This is a genomic window from Arthrobacter methylotrophus (genome assembly GCF_039539965.1).
Classification (GTDB): domain Bacteria; phylum Actinomycetota; class Actinomycetes; order Actinomycetales; family Micrococcaceae; genus Arthrobacter; species Arthrobacter methylotrophus.
In genome coordinates, this window is the sequence record NZ_BAABED010000001.1 from 2,183,331 (window position 1) to 2,204,661 (window position 21,331).

The following is a 21,331-nucleotide window of genomic DNA, read 5'->3' on the forward strand; positions in this document are numbered from 1 at the left end:
TTCTTCGCCCACCCTTCATCACTCCGGATATCATCAGCATACTTATGTAGTGACGTGGACCATAGGCTCATGGTGTCCCGTCGGCGACCGTCGCCGTCGTCCCGGCCTTGCGTCCGGTCGATTCCCGGAGTCAGGATCGGAAGCAATCCCAGCGGATGGAGGCAGCGTGGGAACTCGGGTTGGGACGTCGGGATGGAGTTACGACCACTGGGAGCACGTGCTCTATCCTGCGGGAACTGCCTCGCGCAACAGGCTCGATTACTACTTCCAGCACTTCGACACCGTTGAACTCAACGCGAGCTTCTATCGCTGGCCGCGTGACGCGTCCTTTGCCAGTTGGCGGCACCGGCTACCTGAGGGATTCGTGTTTTCCGTCAAAGCTCCCCGTGGCTTGACGCACGGAAAGCGTCTCTACGCGCCCGAGGCCTGGATAGAGCGGATCACCTCGGCATGGCACGCGCTCGGGACCCGGCGCGGAGTCCTGCTGGTCCAGCTTCCTCCCGGCATGGAGCGCGACGACGGGCGCTTGGCCTACTTCCTTGGCCTGGTCCCGGAGTGGATAAGAGTCGCCGTCGAATTCCGCCATGAAAGCTGGCACCACGACGCCATCTACGCCATGCTCGAGCACCACCAAACGGCCTACTGCATCATGAGCGGAGCGCAGCTTCCTTGCATACTTCGCGCCACCTCGCCGTTCGTCTACGTCCGGATGCACGGGCCTGACCACCACAACCTTTACGGCGGGTCCTACTCCGAGGAGGACCTCCGCTGGTGGGCGGATCGGATCACGGAATGGGAAGCCATGGGCAAGGATGTCTTCGTGTATTTCAATAACGACGGAGGTGGGAATGCCGTCCGCAACGCCTGGACCCTCCGCACATTCCTCGGCAACGGTTAGGTCCAGGCGCGCTGCCAAGGACGGGGCGCCGTGGAACAGATCCCGGCCGTTTTGGGTACGGTAAGTTCCATGGGCCACAACAAGAAGGTCAAGATGCCGTCTTCATCGCTCATGACCGTGATCTTGGCTTTTGCGGCAAACCTTCTTGTTGCCGCGGCAAAGACAGTTGCTGCCGTTCTGACGGGATCCGCCTCGATGATCGCGGAGTCTGCCCATTCCTGGGCAGACACGGGAAACCAGGTCTTCTTGCTTGTTGCCGAGAGGCGGTCGTCGAAGCGGCGGGACGCAGCCCATCCGATGGGATATGGCAGGGAAGCGTATGTGTGGTCCATGTTCGCCGCCTTTGGCTTGTTCACGGCGGGTGCAGTCGTATCGGTGATGCACGGCGTCCAGCAGCTCATCGCGCCGGAACCGGCCGGCGATTTCGTGGTCGCCTACGTTGTTCTTGCCATCGCTCTCGCTCTGGAAGGCGCCTCGTTCGTTCAGGCGTTCCGGCAGGCGCACGAGTCTGCGCAACGGCTCGAACGCCGCACTTTGGAACAGGTTCTGATGAGTTCGGATCCCACGATGCGTGCTGTCTTCGCGGAAGACAGTGCCGCGTTGATAGGCCTGGTCATCGCGTTCACCGGTGTCTTCCTGCACCAACTCACGGGATCTCCGTTGCCGGACGCACTCGGGTCGATTCTCGTTGGCATCCTTCTCGGCGTCATCGCAGTGGTGCTGATAGACCGTAATCGTCGTTTCCTCGTTGGCCAGGGCGTCACCCCGGAACTCGAGAAATCCATGGCAATCCGGGTCCTGGAACACGAGGAGATCGAACGTTTGACGTACCTGCACCTGGAGTTTGTGGGACCGCGAAAGCTGTACTTGGTGGCAGCCGTGGATATCACGGGTGATCTCCGGGAGCATGATGTCGCGGTGGCCCTGCGCCGTGTGGAGCGTGAACTCGAGGACCACGAGATAGTCGAGGAAGCTGTACTGACCCTCGCCACACCAGACGAACCAGCTTTGACGTTTGAGACCGGCACCCGCCCCCAGGGCGCCGAATAGCGGCCCTTCCCATGGTGAAAAACAAGTACACGCCACTCGTGCCATGCCGTACCCGAGGATGTTGACTCAAGAAACCAACATCCGCGTTGCGGAGAATACAGTCAACGTTGGGGAAGGCTGGACATGGACGGGCAACAATTGATCTGGATCGTAGTGGCAATCGTGGTGATCGCTGTCGTGATCGCCATCGTAGTGTTTGGACGCCGGGCGAAGACGGCGGCCGACCGCAAACGCGCCGCGCAACTCCGCGAACAAGCCCGGACTGACGCCCTCGGGGCACACGAGCGCAGGGCGGAAGCGGCTCGTGCCGAGGCAGACGCGCACCGCGCAGAGAGCGAGGCGGAACGGCTGCACAACGAAGCCATGAAGAAGCAAAAGGATTCCGAGCGGGCCAACGAAGTCTCGCAGGACCGACTCCGGCGTGCTGCAGCCCTCGACCCCGACGGCGGCGATTCCCCGGGCAGGCGCAACGAGGCGCCGGATAGGCGTGAGAGTTCCCCGGACCGGCGCGACGATGAAGGAGACGGGGAATCGCGGCGGGATCCGCGTCCGTGAGCTAGTGGAGCCTGCCAGCTTCGGGCGTTGACACGCCGGTTTGGGGATGTTCTGCCAGTTCCTGCGTGGCTGCCCAACTTGCGAGGAGCCGGAGGGCATCGGCGGAAGGGGAGCCGGGTTCTGCCGGGTAGATGAACAAGGAGAGACCGGTGTCCGCCGAGAGGTCCATCGCCTCGAACAGCAGACGGAGTTCGCCCACCACAGGGTGGTGGAAGTGCTTGAACCCTGTGTAATGGCGGCGGACGTTGTGCGCAGCCCAACGTGTGCGGAATTCATTGCTACGGGTGGAGAGCTCTCCCACCAAGTCGCTCAATCCGCGGTCGAAGGGGTCCCGGCCAGCCTCGGTACGGAGGATGGCCACCATGTTGTTCGCCGCGAGCTCCCAGTCCGGGAAGAACCGCCGCGCCCGTTCCTCATCCAGGAATATGAAGCGCGCGTAGTTGGCTGGCCGGACAGGATTGACATACATCTCGGAGTGCAATGCCAGGCCGAGCTTGTTGGCAGCGAGGATGTCCATGCGGGCGTTGCGAACAAACGCCGGTGCGTCAGTGATGGCGTCAAGGGCGAACTGGACGCTTGGCCGGACGTGTTGTGGCGCGGTCCGGCGCTGCCTCTTGCTTGTTCCCGCCGTACGCGCGAGATCGAACAGGTGTGCGCTCTCAGCCTCGTCTAGTTTCAGGGCCCGGGACAATGCTTCCAACACGCTCTCGGACACGCCTGCAAGATTTCCGCGTTCGAGCCGCGTGTAATACTCCACGCTGACCCCGGCCAAGGCCGCTACTTCGCCGCGGCGAAGTCCCGGCACTCGCCGGTTGCCGCCCGACTCCGGCAGCCCGGCCTGTTCGGGGGTGATTTTCGCGCGCCGGGAGGCGAGGAAATCGCGGGCGTCGTTCCGGTTGTCCATGCGATCAACGATAGTGACCTCTAGGTCCCGGGAGGGAGTCCATGCCGGTACCTCTATTGGCAGCGACGGGCACAGCGCTCAACGCGACGAGCCGAGGTCGGCCTAGAAAATGTGGAAATCACCGGCGTCGGCGTTTGCTGACGGATACACCACAGGTTCCCGGCCCAACTCAAGCAAGACGTCATTGATGCTCATCTGTCCGTCCAGTTGCACGGCCGGGACGAAGACGGTTTCGGATTCGACTTCAGCGGTCATGGACCGATCATATGTGCGGCGGGGGCCATGGACACGGTGAACACGCGGCCTTCAGCGTAAGAGCCGGGCCCACGTGTCCCATAGCTAACGGTGAACACGCTGATTCAACGAGATGGTTTTGAGACGTGGTAGCGGGCACTTGTGGGCCCCTTCCCGAGGGTGCTTGCGGCACGGGGGAGTACTTCCCCGTGCCGCGCGGAGGAATCGCGCTCAGCGCCTCGTCTCGTACCTGGTCAGGACCACGCCGCCGGGAAACGTCCGCGTCTCCACCAGGTTCAGGTTCACCCAGCTGTCCAGCGAGGTGAAGAACGGAGTGCCGCCGCCCACCAGGACCGGATGGGTAACGATCGCATACTCGTCGATCAGCCCGGCCCGCATGGCCGCCCCGGCGAGCGTTGCCCCGCCGACGCTCACCGGGCCGCCGTCCCCGGCCTTGAGCCGGGTGACCTCGGCGACCGCGTCGCCCGTGACCAGTCGGGTGTTCCAACCGACCTTCTTGATCGTCGAGGAGAACACCACCTTTGGCGTGTCCCGCCAGTTCCGCGCGAACTCGACCTCCGCCGGGGTGGCGTTGGGCTGCTGGTCGCCGGTGGGCCAGTAGGAGCTCATGGTCTCCCAGAGCTTCCGGCCGTACAGCGACAGGCTGCTAGCCCGCTCCTGATCGAGCCACCACTGGAACAGTTCCTCGCTCGGCCCGCTCCAGCCGATGTCGTCGCCAGCCGCGGCGATGTAGCCGTCCAGGGTCAGATTCATGCCGTAGATCAGTTTCCGCACGGCGCCAGCCTTCCGTCTCGTAGTGGGCGAGGGCGTCATGGAACTCTGTCGTCCCGCATATGATCGGCAGCATCCTGTCCCTCATGGAGCCACCGTAACTACCCATGATTCGGATGCGATAGCTTTCGGTCCGCGTTTCACGGAGCTGCCCGGTGAAGGACCCTCTGCGGGCGGAATCTGGACGCCGGATAAGGACGCGATCGGGAGTCCAGGGCGGAGGCCGCCATCGGGGAGGCGTCTGTCATTGAGCGATAACAGCTCGTGTGCCCATCCATTCGGCGCGAAGTATTGAAAATACCTCCTTGTCGTAACGATTCTCGTCGTAGACCCAGCTGCTGCGAAGAACGCCCTCTGAACGCATACGTAGTCGCTGCGCGACAGCAACACTGCGGTCGTTGTCGGTGCGGCACCGCCATTCAACGCGAGACATCCCCCGCTCTACGAAGGCCCACTCCATGAGCAGTTCGACTGACCGGGTGATGAGGCCGCCTCCGACAGCATCGGGTTCGAGCCAGCAGCCGAGCTCGCAAATGCCCCAGACGGGATCAAACGTGACAAACATCACGCCTCCAACGATCTTGCCGCCGTCCCAAAGGCCATAGATGCGCGCACCATCACTTGCGGTGGCTGTCGCGTAACGCTGAAGGGTAGCGCGGGCACCTTCGACGGTGTCTGTAACAAAAGTCGGTCCGACCCACGGACGGATATGGTCTCGTGCCCTGCTCATGTGCTCGGCAAACTCGTCGGCGTGCCATGTCTCAAGAGGCTTCAAGACGACCGCGTCTCGCACGACTGTTTCAAACACAGTTTCTCCAGAGGGTCTGCCCAGGGCTTGGTTGCACTGGGGGCTTGGTGGGATGGGAGGACTCTGAGGCAGGAATGGCCCGGGTTACGGCTTTTGGGATGCGGCCGCGGAGGGGGAGAGCTCGGACAGTTCCAGCCGATGGGCCGGTTCCGCAGGGAAGGGATAACTTATTGTCACCCCCAAATCGGGACTCACGTGGACCAGCGAGCCACCCTCCAGTGCACGCCACTCCGGGTTGTCATCCATCGGTTCTGTGGCGATGATGACGTGACGCGAGCGGCCGAGATCCTTGCTGAGCGCCCGGATGCGGGAGCTCCGCGCATCGAGCGGAGCAGCCTCGCCGGAGCTTGCAGGCAAGCGTTCCAGAATATGCAGCTCATGCGTGTCCGGGTACCTGACTGCCCACAGCTCTGTTGCTGTCGTCAGGATGAGGTTCAAGCTGAACACGGGAAGCTCCCTGGCGATCCAGTTGATTGCCCGGGTGATTCCTTTCCCGACGTCCCCTTCGGCACGCCGGCTCTCCGCGGTGATCAGCGCGAAGAGCCGCTCACTGTCCGTCTGGCCCTTGACCAGATTCGAAACACCCAACTCGGCCAGCCGCCCATCCAGCCGTTCGAGATCGGCGAAGGTGCCGTTATGGGCGAATAGCCGCCCGTCCTGTTCGAACGGATGCGTGTTGACCATGGTGTGAGCGCCGGTGCTGGCATACCGCACATGGGCCAGGAACGTGGTGCTTTTCAGGACACGTGCCTCGCGCGCAAAGGCGTGGTCCTCCCAAGCGGCGAGCGGCTGTTTGGCTACGTGGGCATCACCGTCAGCGTCAAAGGTACCTATGCCGGCGCCGTCGGGCTCGCGTCGGCTCTGATCAGCCAGGCTGTCCGGTGCGTCCAGAAGCCAGAAAGTGGCCCGGACTGGCTCCGAACCGGCATGCAAACCGAACAAGCGGCACATGAGCGCTCCTCCTTGAAACTAATTAGTGGTGGAACGCCTGGGTTTGTCCGCCGGCAGGCATGGGTGCGGTGAGGCCATCCAAGTAGGCAACCTCTTTTTTCAGATCTCTGAGGAAACTGGATGCGAGATCGCGCGTGAAACCGTTGCGGACAACGATCCTTTGGACGGTAATCTCGCTCAAGCCTTCTGGCAACGGGTAGGCGGGGACGAGCCATCCATTCATCCGCAAGCGTTCGGAGAGGTGGTGCAGATTCCACTTGTCCGTGTAACCGTCGGTGAGTTGCCAGGCAAAGACCGGGATGTCCGATCCGTTGCTCCACAAAGTGAACGACTCCATCGCGCCAATTTCGTTGGAGAGGTAGAGCGCAACATCCTGGGAGGTTGCCTGAACGGCTTTGTATCCTTCGTAACCCAAGCGGAGAAACAAGTAGTACTGAAGAAGCACCTGCGCACCGGGGCGTGAGAAATTCAGGGCGAAGGTCGGCATGTTCCCGCCGAGGTAGCTGACGTGGAAGACCAAATCCTCCGGGAGGGCCTCCTCATCCCGCCAAATGACCCAGCCAAGGCCCGGGTACACCAAACCGTACTTGTGGCCCGAGGTATTGATCGAGGCCACCCGTGCCAAACGGAAGTCCCAGACTGTCTCCGGCTGCAGGAAGGGGGCAATCATGGCACCGGATGCGCCGTCCACGTGGATGGCGATATCCAAGCCGCGCTGTGCCTGGATCTCGTCCAGGGCCTCGGAGATCTTTTCGATCGGTTCATAGGCGCCTGTATAGGTCACTCCCATGATGGCCACAACGCCGATCGTGTTCTCGTCCACGTACTTGTCCAGCTCATAGCCGTCGAGCACCGGGTGTTCTTTTGACACTGGAACGTACCGGGCTTCCACGTCCCAGTAGTTGCAGAACTTCTCCCAGCACACCTGCACGGCCGAACTGAGGACCAGATTGGGTTTGTCGGTCGACTGACCGGCCGCCCGCCGCGCGTGCTGCCAGCGGCGCTTCAACGCGAGGCCGCCCAACATGCACGCTTCCGAGGAACCGATGGTCGAGGTTCCAATGGCTTTGGCGGGATCGGGCGCGTTCCACAAATCTGCGAGCATCCGCCAGCAACGGGTCTCGATCAAGGCCGTCTGCGGGTATTCGTCCTTGTCGATCATGTTCTTGTCGAACGTCTCGGAATAGAGTTTCGACGCTTCCGATTCCATCCACGTCCCAACGAACGTCGCGAGATTCAAGCGCGAGTTCCCGTCCAGCATGGCTTCGTCGTGGACAACCTGGTAGGCCGTCGAAGGCAGGGACTCGCCGTCCGGGAGGGTGAATCGCGGGAAGATGCTGGACTCTCCGGGCCGGCTGAAGATGGGGTTCAGCTCCACTGTGGTGTCCGGTTCATGAGCTGATGTGCGGTGTGACCTATTGATGGTTCGCTCCTTTGACTCGCCATGACGCCGGTCAATGCGGTGGCAGCGACCGGCCCACGCCCACGCTACCGCGCGTGGCGGCCACGCCCAAGCGCTGTCCTGCATGGTGCCAAGGAGGTTCCGGGGGCATAATCGCAGGGAACGGAGCTCTGTCACGCGAGCGTAGGAGGCAATAATGTCCACGGAGACCCCCGAAGAGCAGCGGCCGGAGGAAACGCAAAGTGTCCCGCTGGCAGGATCGGAAAGGGCACCCGCTCCGGGTGTTCGCGACATTCACGGTCCCGTTGACCCTTCCCGCCGGATTGAGGTCACGGTCATCCTTCGGCGCCAGGAAGAATTGACGGAACTTCCAACTACTCCGATTTCGCGGGACGAACTGGCCTCGCGGTATGGTGCTTCGGCAGCGGACCTTGATCTTGCAGTGCTCACTTTCTCCGGCTTGGGACTCGACGTCATCGATTCGGATGCGGCCAGCCGCCGGATTCGGCTGGCCGGCACTGTGGGGCGGCTAAGCAGCGTTTTCGGAACGTCGCTGGATGAGCTGACAAGCCGCGGTCCGGACGGCACCGCAGTCACGCACCGGCACCGCACGGGAGGCCTCCAGGTGCCTGCAGCGCTCGACGGCATCGTTGTCGCCGTCCTTGGCCTTGACGACCGGCCCCAGGCCCGGGCTCAATTCCGCATCGTTCCCCTGGCTTCGACGGGCACCAGCTACACCCCACCCCAGTTGGGAAAGATCTATAACTTCCCTGACGGTACCGACGGCTCCGGGCAAACCGTGGCGATCCTCGAACTCGGCGGCGGGTTCGGGCAACAGGACCTCGACACTTACTTCCAAGGCCTCGGCATTTCGACGCCGACTGTCACCGCCGTGGGAGTCGACGGCGGGTCCAACCAACCCGGGCAGGACCCTACCGGGGCCGACGGGGAAGTCCTGCTCGACATCGAGGTGGTCGGCGCCTTGGCTCCCAAGGCCAACATCGTCGTCTACTTTGCCCCTAATACCGACGCCGGGTTCCTCGACGCGATCGTCGCGGCCTCCCACGCGAGCCCGGCACCGACGTCGATCAGCATCAGTTGGGGCCAGAGCGAGGACGCGTGGACGGCCCAAGCCCGGGCAAGCTTCGACCAGGCCATGGCCGACGCCGCGGCCCTCGGAGTGACGGTAACAGCGGCAGCCGGAGACAACGGCAGTTCCGACGGCGCAACAGACAGCAAGGACCACGCGGATTTCCCGGCGTCGAGCCCTCACGTCCTGGCTTGCGGCGGAACCCGACTTCAAGCGGATGCCGCCACGGGAGCGATCAGCGCCGAGACCGTCTGGAATGATGGCCCGAACTCGGCAACCGGCGGGGGATACAGCGATGTCTTCCCTGTCCCCTCCTGGCAGTCCGGGAGCGTGGGACACGCCAAGCACAAACCCGCTCCGAAGCAACCGGGACGGGGCGTGCCCGATGTCAGCGGCGTCGCCGACCCGCAGACCGGCTACCAGGTTCGCGTTGACGGGAAGGACGTGGTGATCGGTGGAACGAGTGCGGTCGCGCCTCTCTGGGCGGCGCTGCTCGCCCGGCTGGCCCAAGCCACGAATCGGCGCTTTGGGCTGATTCAGCCTCTGCTTTACCAAAAAGGCATCCCCTCGGCGTCAGGATTCCACGACATCACCAGCGGTTCCAATGGAAGCTACAACGCCGGGACCGGCTGGGATCCCTGCACGGGCCTGGGTAGCCCGGACGGCAAAGCTCTCCTTGCGTTGCTGGAGGCCCGGTCCTGAAACGGACGCCGGTGCCGGTTGAGTCAAAAAGGGTGGGCCGCGGCGTGCTTTGGCGGCCCCAGCCGGAGCGGATACGATGGACGGTGGCTGGCTGTGGTCCCCGTACGCCACAAGCTATGAAGCCTTATCAATGAATAGGAGACACCGTGTCAGATGCCCAGCAGATCACCCTCATCGTCGATGGCGAAGAGACCAAGGTGACGGAAGGGACCACCGGCGCGGAACTCTTCTTTGAGCGCCGCGACGTCGTAGTAGCCCGAGTCGACGGCGAACTCAAGGACCTTGACCAGGTGCTGCCCGAAGGCGCCCAGGTTGAAGGCGTTACCATCGAATCGCCGGACGGCCTGAACGTCCTTCGCCATTCGACCGCACACGTCATGGCCCAGGCCGTGCAGCAGCTGCGTCCTGACGCCAAACTCGGAATCGGCCCGTACATTACCGATGGCTTCTACTTCGACTTCGATGTTGCCGAGCCCTTCACCCCGGAAGACCTCCGCCAGCTCGAAAAGATGATGCAGAAGATCATCAACCAGAACCAGAAGTTCGTCCGCCGCGTCGTCACTGAAGACGAAGCCCGCGAAGCCATGAAGGGCGAGCCCTACAAGCTGGAACTGCTGGGCAAGAAGAACGAGGCGGCCGACGCCGGCGAGGGCGTCAATGTCGAGGTGGGCGCTGGAGACATCACCATTTACGACAATGTAGACCGCAAAAGCGGAGACAGCGTCTGGTGCGATCTGTGCCGCGGCCCGCACCTTCCCAATACCAAGCTGATCTCCAACGCTTTTGCGCTGACCCGCTCGTCGGCGGCTTACTGGCTGGGCAACCAGAACAACCAGCAATTGCAACGTATCTACGGCACCGCCTGGCCCACCAAGGACGCCCTGAAGGCCTACCAGGAGCGGATCGCAGAGGCGGAGCGTCGCGACCACCGCAAACTCGGCGCCGAGCTGGACCTGTTCTCCTTCCCGGACGAGCTGGGCTCGGGCCTGCCGGTGTTCCACCCGAAGGGCGGCATCATCCGCAAGGCCATGGAGGACTACTCCCGCCAACGGCACGTGGACGCAGGCTACGATTTCGTGTACACGCCGCACATCACCAAGGGTCACCTCTACGAAGTTTCCGGGCACCTTGATTGGTACAAGGAAGGCATGTTCCCGGCGATGCACATCGATGCGGAACTGAACGAGGACGGCACTGTGCGCAAGCCCGGCCAGGACTACTACCTGAAGCCGATGAACTGCCCCATGCACAACCTCATCTACCGTTCGCGCGGGCGCTCCTACCGGGAACTGCCGCTGCGGCTCTTCGAATTCGGCTCCGTGTACCGCTATGAGAAGTCCGGCGTCGTTCACGGACTGACCCGCGTGCGCGGCATGACACAGGACGACGCCCACATCTACTGCACGCGCGAGCAGATGAAGGACGAGCTCACCACCACCCTGAACTTTGTCCTCGGCCTGCTCAAGGACTATGGACTGGACGACTTCTATCTCGAACTGTCCACCAAGAACGAAGACAAATTCGTTGGTGAAGACGCTGCATGGGAGGAAGCAACCCGAACCCTGGCCGAAGTGGCGGAGGCTTCGGGGCTGGAGCTGGTCCCGGATCCAGGTGGAGCAGCGTTCTATGGTCCGAAAATTTCCGTGCAGGCCAAGGATGCGCTGGGCCGCACGTGGCAGATGTCAACCATCCAGCTCGACTTCAACCTGCCTGAGCGTTTCGAGCTGGAGTTCCAGGCGGCCGATGGCACACGCCAGCGTCCGGTCATGATCCACCGTGCGCTGTTCGGCTCGGTGGAACGGTTCATGGGCGTTCTCACCGAACACTATGCAGGAGCCTTCCCGGCATGGCTTGCCCCCGTTCAGGTCGTCGGCATTCCGGTGGCGGAAGCGTTCAACGACTACATGTTCGACGTCGTTGACCAGCTCAAGGCCGAGGGCATCCGTGCCGAGGTGGACATTTCCTCGGACCGCTTCCCGAAGAAGATCCGCACTGCGAGCAAGGACAAGATTCCCTTCGTTCTCATCGCCGGCGGCGAGGATGCGGAGGCCGGTGCCGTGTCGTTCCGCTTCCGCGATGGCAGCCAGGACAACGGAGTGCCCGTTGCCGAAGCCGTCCGGAGAATCGTGGACGCCGTCAAGAACCGCGAGAGCTGACGAGCCGGGCGACGCAGGGGACAGGAAAAGTGCAGGAGAATACGGGCGTGACAGCTGACTATCCGGGCGATGCCGAAGTGACCGACGACTTCAGCCTGGCAGGTGTTCCTGACGCCTTCCAGCGCCTCTGGACTCCGCACCGCATGGCCTACATCAAGGGTGGGCAGAACCAGTTCAAGAACGAGGACGACTGCCCGTTCTGCCTGGCTCCAAGCCGCCCGGACAAGGAATCCCTCATCGCGTACCGTGGCAAGACGTGCTACGTAGTGCTCAATTTGTTCCCCTATAACCCGGGCCACTTGCTGGTGTGCCCGTACCGGCATGTGCCGGACTACACGGACATCACCGTCGAGGAAACAGCCGAGATGGCGGAACTTACCCAGACCGCAATGCGCGTACTGCGCAAGGTGGCCAACCCGAGCGGCTTCAACCTGGGCATGAACCAGGGCGTCGCCGGCGGGGCGGGAATCGCTGCCCACCTGCACCAGCACGTGGTTCCGCGCTGGGGCGGGGACGGAAACTTCTTCCCGATCATCGCCCAGACGAAGGCCGTCACCCAGACCCTTGACGAGGTCCGTCAGCAAGTGGCCGACGCCTGGCCAGGGGAGTCGGATTTGTCCGGGGAGACGGATGCTTAATCGGCATGCCCGCGGGTTTTTCACCGGGCTGTTTTCGCCCCTTGCCCGCTTCCTGCTCAAGGCGGGGGTATCGCCCGACGCCGTAACCGTCGTCGGGACCGCCGGCGTCATACTCGGGGCCCTGATTCTGTATCCCCTAGGCCAGCTCTGGTGGGGTTCGCTCGTGATTGCGGTCTTCGCCTTGTCCGACGTGGTGGACGGCATCATGGCGAGGGAACAGGGCCGTAGCGGCCCATGGGGAAACTTTCTCGACTCCACGCTGGACCGGCTGGCCGACGGCGCCATTTTTGCCGGCGTCGCCATCTGGTTTTTCACGAGTGGCGCGAACATCTCCATCGCCATGGCGGCCCTCGCCTGCCTGGTGCTCGGAATGGTGGTTTCCTACGCGCGGGCCAAGGCCGAGTCGCTGGGCTTCTGTGCCAACGTCGGCATTGCCGAACGGGCCGAGCGGCTCATCTCCGTGCTGCTCGTGACAGGCCTGAGCGGTCTGGGGCTGCCGCCCGTCGTGTTGCTTGTGACGCTCGTGCTGCTCGCCGCAGCGACGGGCGTCACCGTCGTCCAGAGGATGGCGGCTGTCCGCGAACAGGCCATGGCAGACGTCGACGGCGGCACGCCCGCCTAGCCGCGCACCTGGCCTGCGCAAGGCCTGCCCGGACCCCGGGAGCTGGCAGCATCGATGCCGGTAATCAAGTACGACCGGCCCAGCACAGGGGACTAGTATTGAAGGTACTTGGTCAATGTGACCTGGAAATCCGGTGTGCGCTGTGTATGGCCCCCTGTCCGCCTGCGCCCCGGCCAAGGTCTTCTATCTACCCATAGGGGTTTTTGTGTCTACACCTGATGTAAGCAACGAAGCCGGTTCGTCCGCAGCCAGCGTTACGGGCAGCAGCCGCGTCAAGCGCGGCATGGCCGAGATGCTCAAGGGCGGCGTCATTATGGACGTCGTCAACGTCGAGCAGGCCCGCATCGCCGAAGACGCTGGTGCCGTTGCCGTGATGGCGCTCGAGCGAGTTCCCGCGGACATCCGCGCTCAGGGCGGCGTGTCCCGCATGTCGGACCCGGACATGATCGATGCGATCATCGCCGCCGTGTCCATCCCTGTCATGGCCAAGGCCCGGATCGGCCACTTCGTCGAAGCCCAGGTCCTGCAGTCGCTCGGGGTGGATTACATCGACGAGTCCGAGGTCCTGACCCCGGCCGACTACACCCACCACATCGACAAGTGGAACTTCACGGTCCCCTTCGTCTGCGGTGCCACCAACCTCGGTGAGGCGTTGCGCCGCATCAACGAGGGCGCTGCCATGATCCGTTCCAAGGGCGAGGCCGGCACCGGAGACGTCTCCAACGCAACCACCCACATGCGCCAGATCCGTGCGCAGATCAAGAACCTGGCCTCCCTGCCCGAGGACGAGCTGTACGTCGCGGCCAAGGAGCTGCAGGCCCCGTACGAGCTCGTGAAGGAAGTTGCCGCCACCGGCAAGCTCCCCGTGGTGCTGTTCACCGCCGGTGGCATCGCCACCCCGGCCGATGCTGCCATGATGATGCAGCTGGGCGCGGACGGCGTGTTCGTCGGCTCGGGCATCTTCAAGTCCGGCAACCCGGCCCAGCGTGCCGCGGCCGTTGTGAAGGCCACCACGTTCTTCGATGACCCCGACGTCATCGCCAAGGTCTCCCGCGGCCTGGGCGAAGCCATGGTCGGCATCAACGTCGAGGACATCCCCGAACCGCACCGCCTCGCCGAGCGCGGCTGGTAACCAAACCCCGGAAGCAGTTCGACGGCGGTGGGTCACCAATCAATGGAGACCCACCGCCGTCGTGCGTTAACCCAACTAGTCCCCACCGCCACCCTCGCCTCGCAAGCTCGGCCAGGGAACCCCGGCGGTGTGGGCCCACGCAGTTGTCGTCGTTATGAGCCTTCATAACGACGACAACTGCGGGGGGACTACTTGGGTTCGAGCTCAGCGATCGCGACCCGTGTTGCGGCTGCGATGAGTGCGTCGTCGTACTTGGCGTCCTTCGTGCCCTTGCTGGACATGACTGCGAGGACAATGGGGGCACCTGTGGGGGGCCAGATAACGGCGATGTCGTTGCGGGTCCCGAAACTGCCGCCTCCGGTCTTGTCTCCGACTGTCCAGCCGCTGGGGACGCCGGTACGGATGAGTTTTCCGCCGGTGGTGTTTCCTTTGAGCCAATCGGTCAGGAGCGTCCGGGATTCGCTGGGGAGGGCGTCGCCCAGGGTGTATGCGGCCAGGTCTGTTCCGAGGGCTTTCGGGGTGCTGGTGTCGCGGATGTCCCCGGGAACGGCTTCGTTGAGCTCGGGTTCGGTACGGTCTACGTGGGTGGTGTTATCGCCGATTTTTTTGAGGCTGTCGCCGAGACCCTGCGGACCGCCGAGCTGCTTGAACATCAGGTTCGCTGCGGTGTTGTCGCTGTATTGCAGGGCCGCAGCGATCACCTCACGCATCGGCATACCGGTATCGAGGTGCTTCTCGGTGACGGGTGAGTAGCTGACCAGATCGCCGCTGGTGTATCGGATGACTTGCTCGAGGTCCGGGATGCTGGTCTTGGCAAGGACGGCCCCGGCAAGCAAAGCTTTGGACGTTGAGGCGTAGGCAAAGCGTTCGTCGGCCCGGTGCGTCACGGTTTTCCCCGTGCCAGTATCGATTCCGTACACGCCAAGGCGCGCGTCGTACTCCTTTTCGAGCAGCGAGAACGCCTCTGTGGGTGCTGAGGAGATCGTGTTCGAGGCTTGGAAGGAGGTCGGAGATGGGTGGGCGATTCCCGAATCCGGGTTTGGACCATTCGAACACCCGGACAGCAGCCCGGTGACGATGGTGAATGCTGTGATGATTGGGAGGAGTTTCTTGCTTTCCACGATGGTTCTCCTTAGCTGACGTGAACTGCGCCCACGCGGGTGGCTGGCAGTGATTCCGCTCTGACTAAACGCGACGACATCCCAAGCGTCAAAGGCTAGAAAGGCATGCGGTCATGCACATTTCGCATGCGCGCCCCGTCCGTCACCCCGGTTAGGATGTGCAGATGAATCTCCTCGCCGCCTGCGAAGCGTTCGTGCACGTTTGCGACGCGCGAAGTTTCACTGTCGCCGCTGCCAGGATCGGGATTCCCCAGTCGGCAGCAAGCCGCCGCGTCGCGGCCCTTGAACAGCACCTTGGACACATTGTGATCGACCGTGACAACCACCGACCAAGCCGGTTCGGGGCAACCCTCCTGCCCTATGCCCGCCGTCTGACCCAACTTGCGGGCCGGATCGAGGAGATCGCTGGGCAATCCCATCTGCAAGCGATTACCTTGGCTGTCCCCGAGGGCTGCCTGGCCCAGAAAGTGGCCCGCCTCATACGTGACGCCCAGAAGGGCTCGATCGACCTCGAAGTGGTCTATGCCGGGTGGGACCTTGGAGACAAAGACATGAGCGACCCTGAACCGAGGACAGCCCTTGTTCCTTCCCCACCGGACATTTCAGCGTGGGCGATTCCGTTGGGTGTGGGGCAGGCCCACAGGGAAGAGACCGGACCCTTCTTTCTCGATTGCCTCCGCCCGCGGCGGCGGCTAGACGCACGCACGAGCCGGCTGTGGATACTGCCGGAGGACGACGTTTCCCACATTCGGGACCGTCTCTACCACCTCCGGGACAGCAACGGCCTCAAACCCGGCCAAGTGGAACGTGCACCATCAGCCCAGGCTGCTGCACTGGCTGCCTTCCGTGACGATGACCTCGTCCTTTGCACACCGGGGGAAGCACAGCGATTCGAATTGCACTGGCGGCCCCTCGGCGAAGTTCGCCTCAACCGCACCTACGCGATCACCGGCGTTGACACCACTGAGGTAGCGACACTGAAAGACAAGCTTTGGGCCCACATCGCAGACGTCCTTGGAGCCCAGGCGATTGAATACTGAAACCCTCCTGGACCGGCTCCGCACGAAACTCCTCGAAGGCGGAATCCTCGGGTCCTTCACAGCCCGCAACCTGGCAACGGGCCAGCAGATCAGCCTCGACCCAGACCGTGTTTTCCCCGCCGCGTCGCTCGTCAAGGTCCCGCTTGCGCTGGCCACCATGCAACGCATCATCGACGGTGAGATCAGGGGGAGCACACGCGTTGACGTCAGCCCTGGCCGGCTCACCATTCCAGGTCCCACCGGGCTGAGTAAATTCCGGCACCCTGCAACCATTGCCATCGACGATCTGCTCTACCTCAGCGTCAGGATCAGCGATAACTCCGCCACGGACGCGCTCTTGGAAATCACTCCGCCCGAGCACGTCACTTGGCTGATGCGGGAGCTGAACCTGGGCGGCATCATCCTACGGCACAGCCTGGGTGAGCTGGCCGATACCGCAGAGGCGCGGCTAAGGCCCGAGGAACGATACCTGGCCCACCACCTCGCTATCGATGGCGTGAACCGGGCCGCCGGCCCATTGCTCCCTCAACTGGATCCAGCCCGCGCCAACACCGGCACCGCGGAAGCTTTCACGAACCTGTTGAACGAAATCTGGCGCCCCACCCGAATCCATGAGGCCGCAGCCCAACGACTCCGACAGCTCATGAAGGCCAACGTCCTCCGCCACCGGCTCGCTCCTGAATTCGACACCGACGCCACCGTCTGGTCATCAAAAACAGGGACGCTTCTCAACCTCCGGCATGAAATCGGCGTCGCCCAACACCGCAACGGCCACACCATCGCAGTGACAGCACTCACCGAATCCACCACCGCCGCGGCGAATCAACCGGCCGCGGAAGAGCTCATCGCCCACGTCGCCCGCCAACTACACAACCGTGTGCGCACACTTCAGGATTTCTAGGAGCCTTCCGCCGAGGCGAAATCCACGGCTCCCGGGGCCCGGTCCACCACGATCTTCAGCGGGGGCGCTTTGCCGCGTGTTCGCGCGCGAGGCGGGCAAAACCGTCGTCGGGCGTTCCAGGGACAAAGGTGCCGTACTTGCGTTCTACGGCGGTCCGGATCAGGAAGTCGGCGATGGCCGGATTCTTGGGCAGGAGGGACCCGTGCAGGTAGCTCGCAACCACATTCCGGTGCCTGGCACCTTCATGACCATCTTTGCTGTTGTTGCCGGCGCCCTTGGACACTGTGCCGAGGGGCTCGACGCCGCCGCTGAGGGTGGTTTGCCCGCTGTGGTTTTCGTAGCCCAGGATTTCGCCGAACTCGGGAGACGTGAGCGTGACGTTTCCGATGAGTCGTTCATCGGTGCCGACGGTCTCCACATCCAGGATGCCGATACCGGGAATGACCGGGCCGGCCTTCGTTTTGAAGAACTTGCCGAAGAGCTGGTAGAGCCCGCAGATCACCAGCATGGGCGTTCCTCCCTCGGCCATTTCGCGGAGGTGCTCGGCGCGTGATTGGAGATCGTCCTGGATGACTATTTGGCCGCTGTCCTGGCCGCCGCCGCCCACAATGATGTCGATATCTTCGGGGAAGTCGTCGCCTACGTTGTATTCAAGGAGCTCAGGCGTGTAACCGTGCCAGAGTAAGCGCTGCTGCAAGACCAGTGCGTTGCCCCAGTCTCCATAGATGTTCATCTCACGGGGATACAGCTGCAGTACCCGGATAGTGCCTTTGCTAGCGTAGTGTGCGGTATCTTCGGCCGGGGTCATGAGACTACCTCCACAGTGGTGATCTTGGAGAGTTCGCGCCGGATGGCCAACATTGCCGTGTAGGTGCAGAAAATCCGTTTCGGTTTGCCCGCCGAACCCCGGATGAATTCAGCCAAGGCCGCGGGAATGTCGGTGTCCACCGAGCCGCAGCGGACGTCGTCGTATTGGAGGCGCAGCGCCATGTCGTACGCTCGGACCCCGGTGACGAGCTCGACGCCGTCCTCGCGCAGGGATTCGAATTCAACGTCCCACAGCCACGACATGTCACGGCCATCGGCATAGTTGTCATTGATGGCGATCATGGAGGCGTAGCCCTTTGCCGGAAAAGACTTCAGGCCCAGACGGAAACCGCTCGGGTTCTTCACCAGCACCAGCTCAAGGGGCTGGCCATCCACTGTCAGGCTCTCCCCGCGGCCAAAGGCCGGAGCCACCTCGGAAAGCGCTTTGACCAGCTTGGCCGCATCGCCGGGCCTTCCGCTTGCGCCGGTGATGCTTCTGGCAAGTACCAACGCAGCGGCCGCATTGAAGATGTTGTAGACGCCACGGAGTTTCATGTGCGTCGTCACCCGGGTTCCGTCGAACTCGAAGTCCGCGTCGTCGGTACCGACCCGGCGGAGTACGACGTCGGCCGTTTCGACGGCGGGAACGTCGCCGTGGGCGCTGGTTCCGGGAGCCGCCGCGCGCATGTCGTCGTCGTTCGGGAAGGTGCTGCGGAGCGATTCGTCCAATCCGAAGTAGCGCACCTCGGGACCGCTGATGGCCCCCGCGATGCGGGCAACCCTGGGGTCTTCGCGGTTCAGCACTACGGTTCCGGTGGTTCTTTCGGCGATCCGCTGGAGGAGCATCGCCGTCGCGTCGATTTCGCCGAAGCGGTCCAGCTGGTCGCGCAGGACGTTGAGGAGGAGGCAATAGCGCGGCGGCACCTTGTTCACGAAGTGCACGGCATGTGCCTCGTCGAGTTCCAGGACGGCGACGTCGGCGTCCAGCCTGCCGCGCCAGTCCACCTCGCCGAGGATGGCCGCTGCCACCCCTCGGGTGAAATTGCTCCCTGTCCGGTTCGTGAAGACCTTCAGGCCTTGGCTTTCCAGGAGCTCCACGACCATTTTGGTGGTGGTCGTCTTGCCGTTGGTCCCACTCACTACGGCTACCCCGTGGGGGAGTGAGGACAGTGTCCGCTGCATGAAGCCGGGGTCGATTCTTTCGACCACGAGACCGGGCAATGCCGAACCTCCGCCGCGAAGCCGGGACACAGCACGGACCAGCTTGCCGAGTGGAACGGTGAACGAAAACATGCTCTGTAATATATCCCAGTTGGTGCATAAACCACGTGCCGCCGGCGCGTAGCCGGGTTGCCAAGGCGAGCCCGGCAGCGGCGGCGCATTATGATGGTCGAATGACCAATCCCCCTTCCGAGGCGTCATCAAGCGTGGGCTCGGGCCTACGCATCGGCGTCCTCGCACTACAAGGCGATTTTCGTGAGCACATTCACGCCGTCGAAGCGGCCGGAGCCACCGGCATCGGCATCAGGCGGCCCGCGGAGCTCGACGATATTGACGGCCTCATCATCCCCGGCGGCGAATCCACCACCATCGACAAGCTGGCGCGCATCTTTGAACTTGCCGATCCGATCCGCAAGCAGATCGCGTCCGGGCTGCCGGTCTATGGCTCCTGCGCGGGCATGATCCTGCTGGCGGACGACATCGCCGACCCCGCCTCCGACCTCGCCGGGAATCCGCAGCAGACGTTCGGCGGACTGGACATCACGGTCCGTCGCAACGCTTTCGGCCGGCAGCGGGAATCCTTTGAGACGGACCTTGACTTCAAGGGTCTCGACTTCAGCGCGGGGGAGTCCGGCGTGGCTCCCGTCCACGCGGTCTTCATCCGCGGACCGTGGGTGGAACGCGTTGGTCCCGGCGTCGAAATTCTCGCCCAGGTGGAGCCGGGCAAGGCAGCCCACACGGATACGTTGCACGGGTTGGCTAGAATTGTTGCAGTTCGCTCGGGCCAGTTGCTGGCCACCTCCTTCCACCCGGAAGTGACGGGGGAGAAGCGCGTGCACGAACTATTCATTCGAATGATCAGAGGAGAAGCGTAAAGCATGTCAGGCCACTCCAAATGGGCAACCACCAAGCATAAGAAGGCCATCCTCGATAGCCGTCGCGCGAAGTCGTTCGCCAAACTGATCAAGAACATCGAAGTCGCCGCCCGCATGGGCGGACCAGACCTTGCCGGCAACCCCAGCCTGGAGCTGGCTGTCACCAAAGCAAAGAAGACGTCGGTTCCCGCTGACAACATCGATCGTGCCATCAAGCGCGGTGCCGGCCTGACCGGCGAAGTGGTCGACTACACGGAAATCATGTATGAAGCCCGCGGCCCGCAGGGATCGGCACTCCTGATCGAGTGCCTTACGGACAACAAGAACCGTGCTGCTTCGGAGGTCCGGCTCGCTATCTCCCGCAACGGCGGCACCATTGCCGACCCCGGCTCCGTGAGCTACCTCTTCACCCGCAAGGGCGTCGTCAACCTGCCGAAGAACGGGCTCAGCGAAGACGACATCCTGATGGCCGTGCTCGACGCCGGCGCCGAGGAAGTCAAGGACAGCGGAGAGAATTGGGAAATCCACTCGGAGCCCACCGATCTCCAGGACGTCCGTGACGCCCTCAAGGAGGCCGGCATTGAATACGAGTCGGACGAAGCCGAGTTTGTGCCGTCCATGCAGGTGCCCCTTGACCTCGACGGTGCAAAGAAGTTCATGAAGCTCGTGGACGCCCTCGAGGACCTCGACGACGTCCAGAACGTCTACACCAACGCGGACATGAGCGAGGAAGTCCAGGCTGCGCTCGAAGCCGAGTAACAGTTTCTTTCGATAGACAAACACAGCCTGACAACTAAAAAGGGGGCCCGGACTTGACTCTTCGCGTACTAGGAGTCGATCCGGGCCTCACCCGTTGCGGCATCGGAGTGGTCGACGTCGAACGGAACAGGCGCGCCACGATGGTGGCAGTCTGCGTCGTGGGAACCTCCCCGGAACAGTCGCTGGACCAGCGCTTGCTGGTTATCGCCGAAGCCATCGATGAATGGCTCGACCTGTACAAACCCGACGTTCTGGCCGTCGAACGGGTCTTCTCCCAGTTGAACGTCAGTACGGTCATGGGAGTGGCCCAGGCGTCCGGCGTGGTCATCGCGGCTGCTGCACGGCGCGGCATCCCGGTGGCGCTCCATACGCCGTCGGAGGTCAAAGCCGCCGTCACGGGAAGCGGTACCTCCAACAAGGAGGCGGTAACGAAACTCATCACCAAGATTCTCCGCCTCGACGCGCCGCCCCGGCCGGCCGACGCTGCCGATGCCTTGGCCCTCGCCGTCACGCACGCGTGGCGGGCAGGCAGTGGCGCCGCCGTTTCCACCGCCGGGTCAGGTACCGGTGCCTTGACGCCGGCACAGCGGGCCTGGGCGGAAGCGGAAGCGAAAGCGCGCCGCGCCCGGTAATTGTCGGTGGCACTTGTTAGGGTATTCGTAGATATGTTCGG

General features: G+C 63.2%; 22 protein-coding genes. 13 read left to right on the forward strand and 9 right to left on the reverse strand.

Annotated elements, in window-relative coordinates:
• Positions 1 to 166: 166 nt before the first annotated feature.
• The 3 genes from ABD884_RS11635 (at position 167) to ABD884_RS11645 (ending at position 2,503) form a co-directional block, all read left to right on the forward strand.
• The gene (locus ABD884_RS11635; RefSeq protein WP_345045856.1) at positions 167 to 898 is read left to right on the forward strand and encodes a DUF72 domain-containing protein; all 732 of its coding nucleotides are present in this window, start codon (positions 167 to 169) and stop codon (positions 896 to 898) included.
• A gap of 111 nt (positions 899 to 1,009) precedes the next feature.
• A complete protein-coding gene (locus tag ABD884_RS11640; protein ID WP_345054735.1) occupies positions 1,010 to 1,948 on the forward strand; it encodes a cation diffusion facilitator family transporter in 939 nt (312 codons plus the stop codon).
• Between the two features lie 123 nt (positions 1,949 to 2,071).
• Positions 2,072 to 2,503: a hypothetical protein gene (locus ABD884_RS11645; RefSeq protein ID WP_345045859.1), complete on the forward strand. Its 432-nt coding sequence runs from the start codon at positions 2,072 to 2,074 to the stop codon at positions 2,501 to 2,503.
• Between the two features lies 1 nt (position 2,504).
• Here the strand turns inward: ABD884_RS11645 and ABD884_RS11650 are convergent, their stop codons facing one another.
• The 6 genes from ABD884_RS11650 to gad all read right to left on the reverse strand — a co-directional run bounded on the left by ABD884_RS11650 (position 2,505) and on the right by gad (position 7,615).
• Positions 2,505 to 3,407 (reverse strand): helix-turn-helix transcriptional regulator, encoded by a 903-nt coding sequence (locus ABD884_RS11650; protein WP_345045863.1) that lies wholly within the window; start codon positions 3,405 to 3,407, stop codon positions 2,505 to 2,507.
• 102 nt (positions 3,408 to 3,509) lie between these two features.
• Complete coding sequence (locus ABD884_RS11655; RefSeq protein ID WP_155854402.1) at positions 3,510 to 3,662, reverse strand: hypothetical protein; 153 nt, start codon at positions 3,660 to 3,662, stop codon at positions 3,510 to 3,512.
• Between the two features lie 210 nt (positions 3,663 to 3,872).
• Entirely contained in the window at positions 3,873 to 4,436 is a 564-nt protein-coding gene (locus ABD884_RS11660; RefSeq protein ID WP_345045871.1) for a dihydrofolate reductase family protein, read from the reverse strand.
• A 241-nt stretch (positions 4,437 to 4,677) separates the two neighbouring features.
• The gene (locus ABD884_RS11665) at positions 4,678 to 5,241 is read right to left on the reverse strand and encodes a GNAT family N-acetyltransferase (RefSeq protein ID WP_345045877.1); all 564 of its coding nucleotides are present in this window, start codon (positions 5,239 to 5,241) and stop codon (positions 4,678 to 4,680) included.
• An 84-nt stretch (positions 5,242 to 5,325) separates the two neighbouring features.
• Entirely contained in the window at positions 5,326 to 6,192 is an 867-nt protein-coding gene (locus ABD884_RS11670; RefSeq protein WP_345045881.1) for a class II glutamine amidotransferase, read from the reverse strand.
• 22 nt (positions 6,193 to 6,214) lie between these two features.
• Positions 6,215 to 7,615 (reverse strand): glutamate decarboxylase, encoded by a 1,401-nt coding sequence (gene gad, locus ABD884_RS11675; protein ID WP_345054738.1) that lies wholly within the window; start codon positions 7,613 to 7,615, stop codon positions 6,215 to 6,217.
• A gap of 175 nt (positions 7,616 to 7,790) precedes the next feature.
• On the opposite strand from gad, the gene ABD884_RS11680 reads away from it, so the two are divergent.
• From ABD884_RS11680 to pdxS, 5 genes are all read left to right on the forward strand, one after another.
• Entirely contained in the window at positions 7,791 to 9,386 is a 1,596-nt protein-coding gene (locus tag ABD884_RS11680; protein ID WP_345045884.1) for a S53 family peptidase, read from the forward strand.
• 146 nt (positions 9,387 to 9,532) lie between these two features.
• Positions 9,533 to 11,542 carry a threonine--tRNA ligase gene (thrS, locus tag ABD884_RS11685; protein WP_345045888.1) on the forward strand — a complete coding sequence of 670 codons (2,010 nt, stop codon included), beginning with the start codon at positions 9,533 to 9,535 and terminating at the stop codon, positions 11,540 to 11,542.
• A 29-nt stretch (positions 11,543 to 11,571) separates the two neighbouring features.
• On the forward strand, positions 11,572 to 12,180 hold the full coding sequence (locus ABD884_RS11690; RefSeq protein WP_028267174.1) for an HIT family protein: 609 nt from the start codon (positions 11,572 to 11,574) through the stop codon (positions 12,178 to 12,180).
• On the forward strand, positions 12,173 to 12,802 hold the full coding sequence (pgsA, locus tag ABD884_RS11695) for a phosphatidylinositol phosphate synthase (RefSeq protein WP_345045894.1): 630 nt from the start codon (positions 12,173 to 12,175) through the stop codon (positions 12,800 to 12,802). Before ABD884_RS11690 ends, pgsA begins: the two co-directional genes overlap by 8 nt.
• 205 nt (positions 12,803 to 13,007) lie before the next feature.
• On the forward strand, positions 13,008 to 13,934 hold the full coding sequence (pdxS, locus tag ABD884_RS11700; RefSeq protein WP_028267172.1) for a pyridoxal 5'-phosphate synthase lyase subunit PdxS: 927 nt from the start codon (positions 13,008 to 13,010) through the stop codon (positions 13,932 to 13,934).
• Between the two features lie 188 nt (positions 13,935 to 14,122).
• Here the strand turns inward: pdxS and bla are convergent, their stop codons facing one another.
• Positions 14,123 to 15,055, reverse strand: a complete 933-nt coding sequence (gene bla / locus ABD884_RS11705; protein WP_345045898.1) for a class A beta-lactamase — start codon at positions 15,053 to 15,055, stop codon at positions 14,123 to 14,125.
• A 164-nt stretch (positions 15,056 to 15,219) separates the two neighbouring features.
• Here bla and ABD884_RS11710 point away from each other — a divergent pair, with 164 nt between their 5' ends.
• Both ABD884_RS11710 and ABD884_RS11715 read left to right on the forward strand, forming a co-directional pair.
• Positions 15,220 to 16,095, forward strand: coding sequence for a LysR family transcriptional regulator (locus tag ABD884_RS11710; RefSeq protein WP_345045900.1), 876 nt, complete (start codon positions 15,220 to 15,222; stop codon positions 16,093 to 16,095).
• Complete coding sequence (locus ABD884_RS11715; RefSeq protein ID WP_345045902.1) at positions 16,085 to 16,996, forward strand: serine hydrolase; 912 nt, start codon at positions 16,085 to 16,087, stop codon at positions 16,994 to 16,996. Before ABD884_RS11710 ends, ABD884_RS11715 begins: the two co-directional genes overlap by 11 nt.
• Positions 16,997 to 17,051: 55 nt before the next feature.
• Here the strand turns inward: ABD884_RS11715 and ABD884_RS11720 are convergent, their stop codons facing one another.
• A complete protein-coding gene (locus tag ABD884_RS11720; protein WP_345045904.1) occupies positions 17,052 to 17,804 on the reverse strand; it encodes a type 1 glutamine amidotransferase in 753 nt (250 codons plus the stop codon).
• Entirely contained in the window at positions 17,801 to 19,096 is a 1,296-nt protein-coding gene (locus ABD884_RS11725) for a MurT ligase domain-containing protein (RefSeq protein WP_345045907.1), read from the reverse strand. Before ABD884_RS11725 ends, ABD884_RS11720 begins: the two co-directional genes overlap by 4 nt.
• A 101-nt stretch (positions 19,097 to 19,197) precedes the next feature.
• Between ABD884_RS11725 and pdxT the strand changes: the two genes are divergently transcribed.
• The 3 genes from pdxT to ruvC are packed head-to-tail and all read left to right on the forward strand — an operon-like array spanning position 19,198 to position 21,290.
• Positions 19,198 to 19,899: a pyridoxal 5'-phosphate synthase glutaminase subunit PdxT gene (gene pdxT / locus ABD884_RS11730; RefSeq protein WP_028267167.1), complete on the forward strand. Its 702-nt coding sequence runs from the start codon at positions 19,198 to 19,200 to the stop codon at positions 19,897 to 19,899.
• 3 nt (positions 19,900 to 19,902) lie between these two features.
• Positions 19,903 to 20,658 carry a YebC/PmpR family DNA-binding transcriptional regulator gene (locus ABD884_RS11735; RefSeq protein ID WP_345045911.1) on the forward strand — a complete coding sequence of 252 codons (756 nt, stop codon included), beginning with the start codon at positions 19,903 to 19,905 and terminating at the stop codon, positions 20,656 to 20,658.
• 53 nt (positions 20,659 to 20,711) lie between these two features.
• Positions 20,712 to 21,290 (forward strand): crossover junction endodeoxyribonuclease RuvC, encoded by a 579-nt coding sequence (ruvC, locus tag ABD884_RS11740; RefSeq protein WP_345045914.1) that lies wholly within the window; start codon positions 20,712 to 20,714, stop codon positions 21,288 to 21,290.
• The last annotated feature ends 41 nt before the right edge of the window (positions 21,291 to 21,331 follow it).

Excerpts from the sequence above, each read along its gene's own strand:
- ABD884_RS11670 (WP_345045881.1), bottom strand. The coding sequence starts at position 6,192 with ATGTGCCGCTTGTTCGGTTTGCATGCCGGTTCGGAGCCAGTCCGGGCC.
- ABD884_RS11645 (WP_345045859.1), top strand. The coding sequence starts at position 2,072 with ATGGACGGGCAACAATTGATCTGGATCGTAGTGGCAATCGTGGTGATC.
- ABD884_RS11640 (WP_345054735.1), top strand. The coding sequence starts at position 1,010 with ATGACCGTGATCTTGGCTTTTGCGGCAAACCTTCTTGTTGCCGCGGCA.
- ABD884_RS11710 (WP_345045900.1), top strand. The coding sequence starts at position 15,220 with ATGAATCTCCTCGCCGCCTGCGAAGCGTTCGTGCACGTTTGCGACGCG.
- pdxT (WP_028267167.1), top strand. The coding sequence starts at position 19,198 with ATGACCAATCCCCCTTCCGAGGCGTCATCAAGCGTGGGCTCGGGCCTA.
- pgsA (WP_345045894.1), top strand. The coding sequence starts at position 12,173 with ATGCTTAATCGGCATGCCCGCGGGTTTTTCACCGGGCTGTTTTCGCCC.
- ABD884_RS11735 (WP_345045911.1), top strand. The coding sequence starts at position 19,903 with ATGTCAGGCCACTCCAAATGGGCAACCACCAAGCATAAGAAGGCCATC.
- ABD884_RS11680 (WP_345045884.1), top strand. The coding sequence starts at position 7,791 with ATGTCCACGGAGACCCCCGAAGAGCAGCGGCCGGAGGAAACGCAAAGT.
- ABD884_RS11720 (WP_345045904.1), bottom strand. The coding sequence starts at position 17,804 with ATGACCCCGGCCGAAGATACCGCACACTACGCTAGCAAAGGCACTATC.
- ABD884_RS11650 (WP_345045863.1), bottom strand. The coding sequence starts at position 3,407 with ATGGACAACCGGAACGACGCCCGCGATTTCCTCGCCTCCCGGCGCGCG.
- ABD884_RS11725 (WP_345045907.1), bottom strand. The coding sequence starts at position 19,096 with ATGTTTTCGTTCACCGTTCCACTCGGCAAGCTGGTCCGTGCTGTGTCC.
- ABD884_RS11655 (WP_155854402.1), bottom strand. The coding sequence starts at position 3,662 with ATGACCGCTGAAGTCGAATCCGAAACCGTCTTCGTCCCGGCCGTGCAA.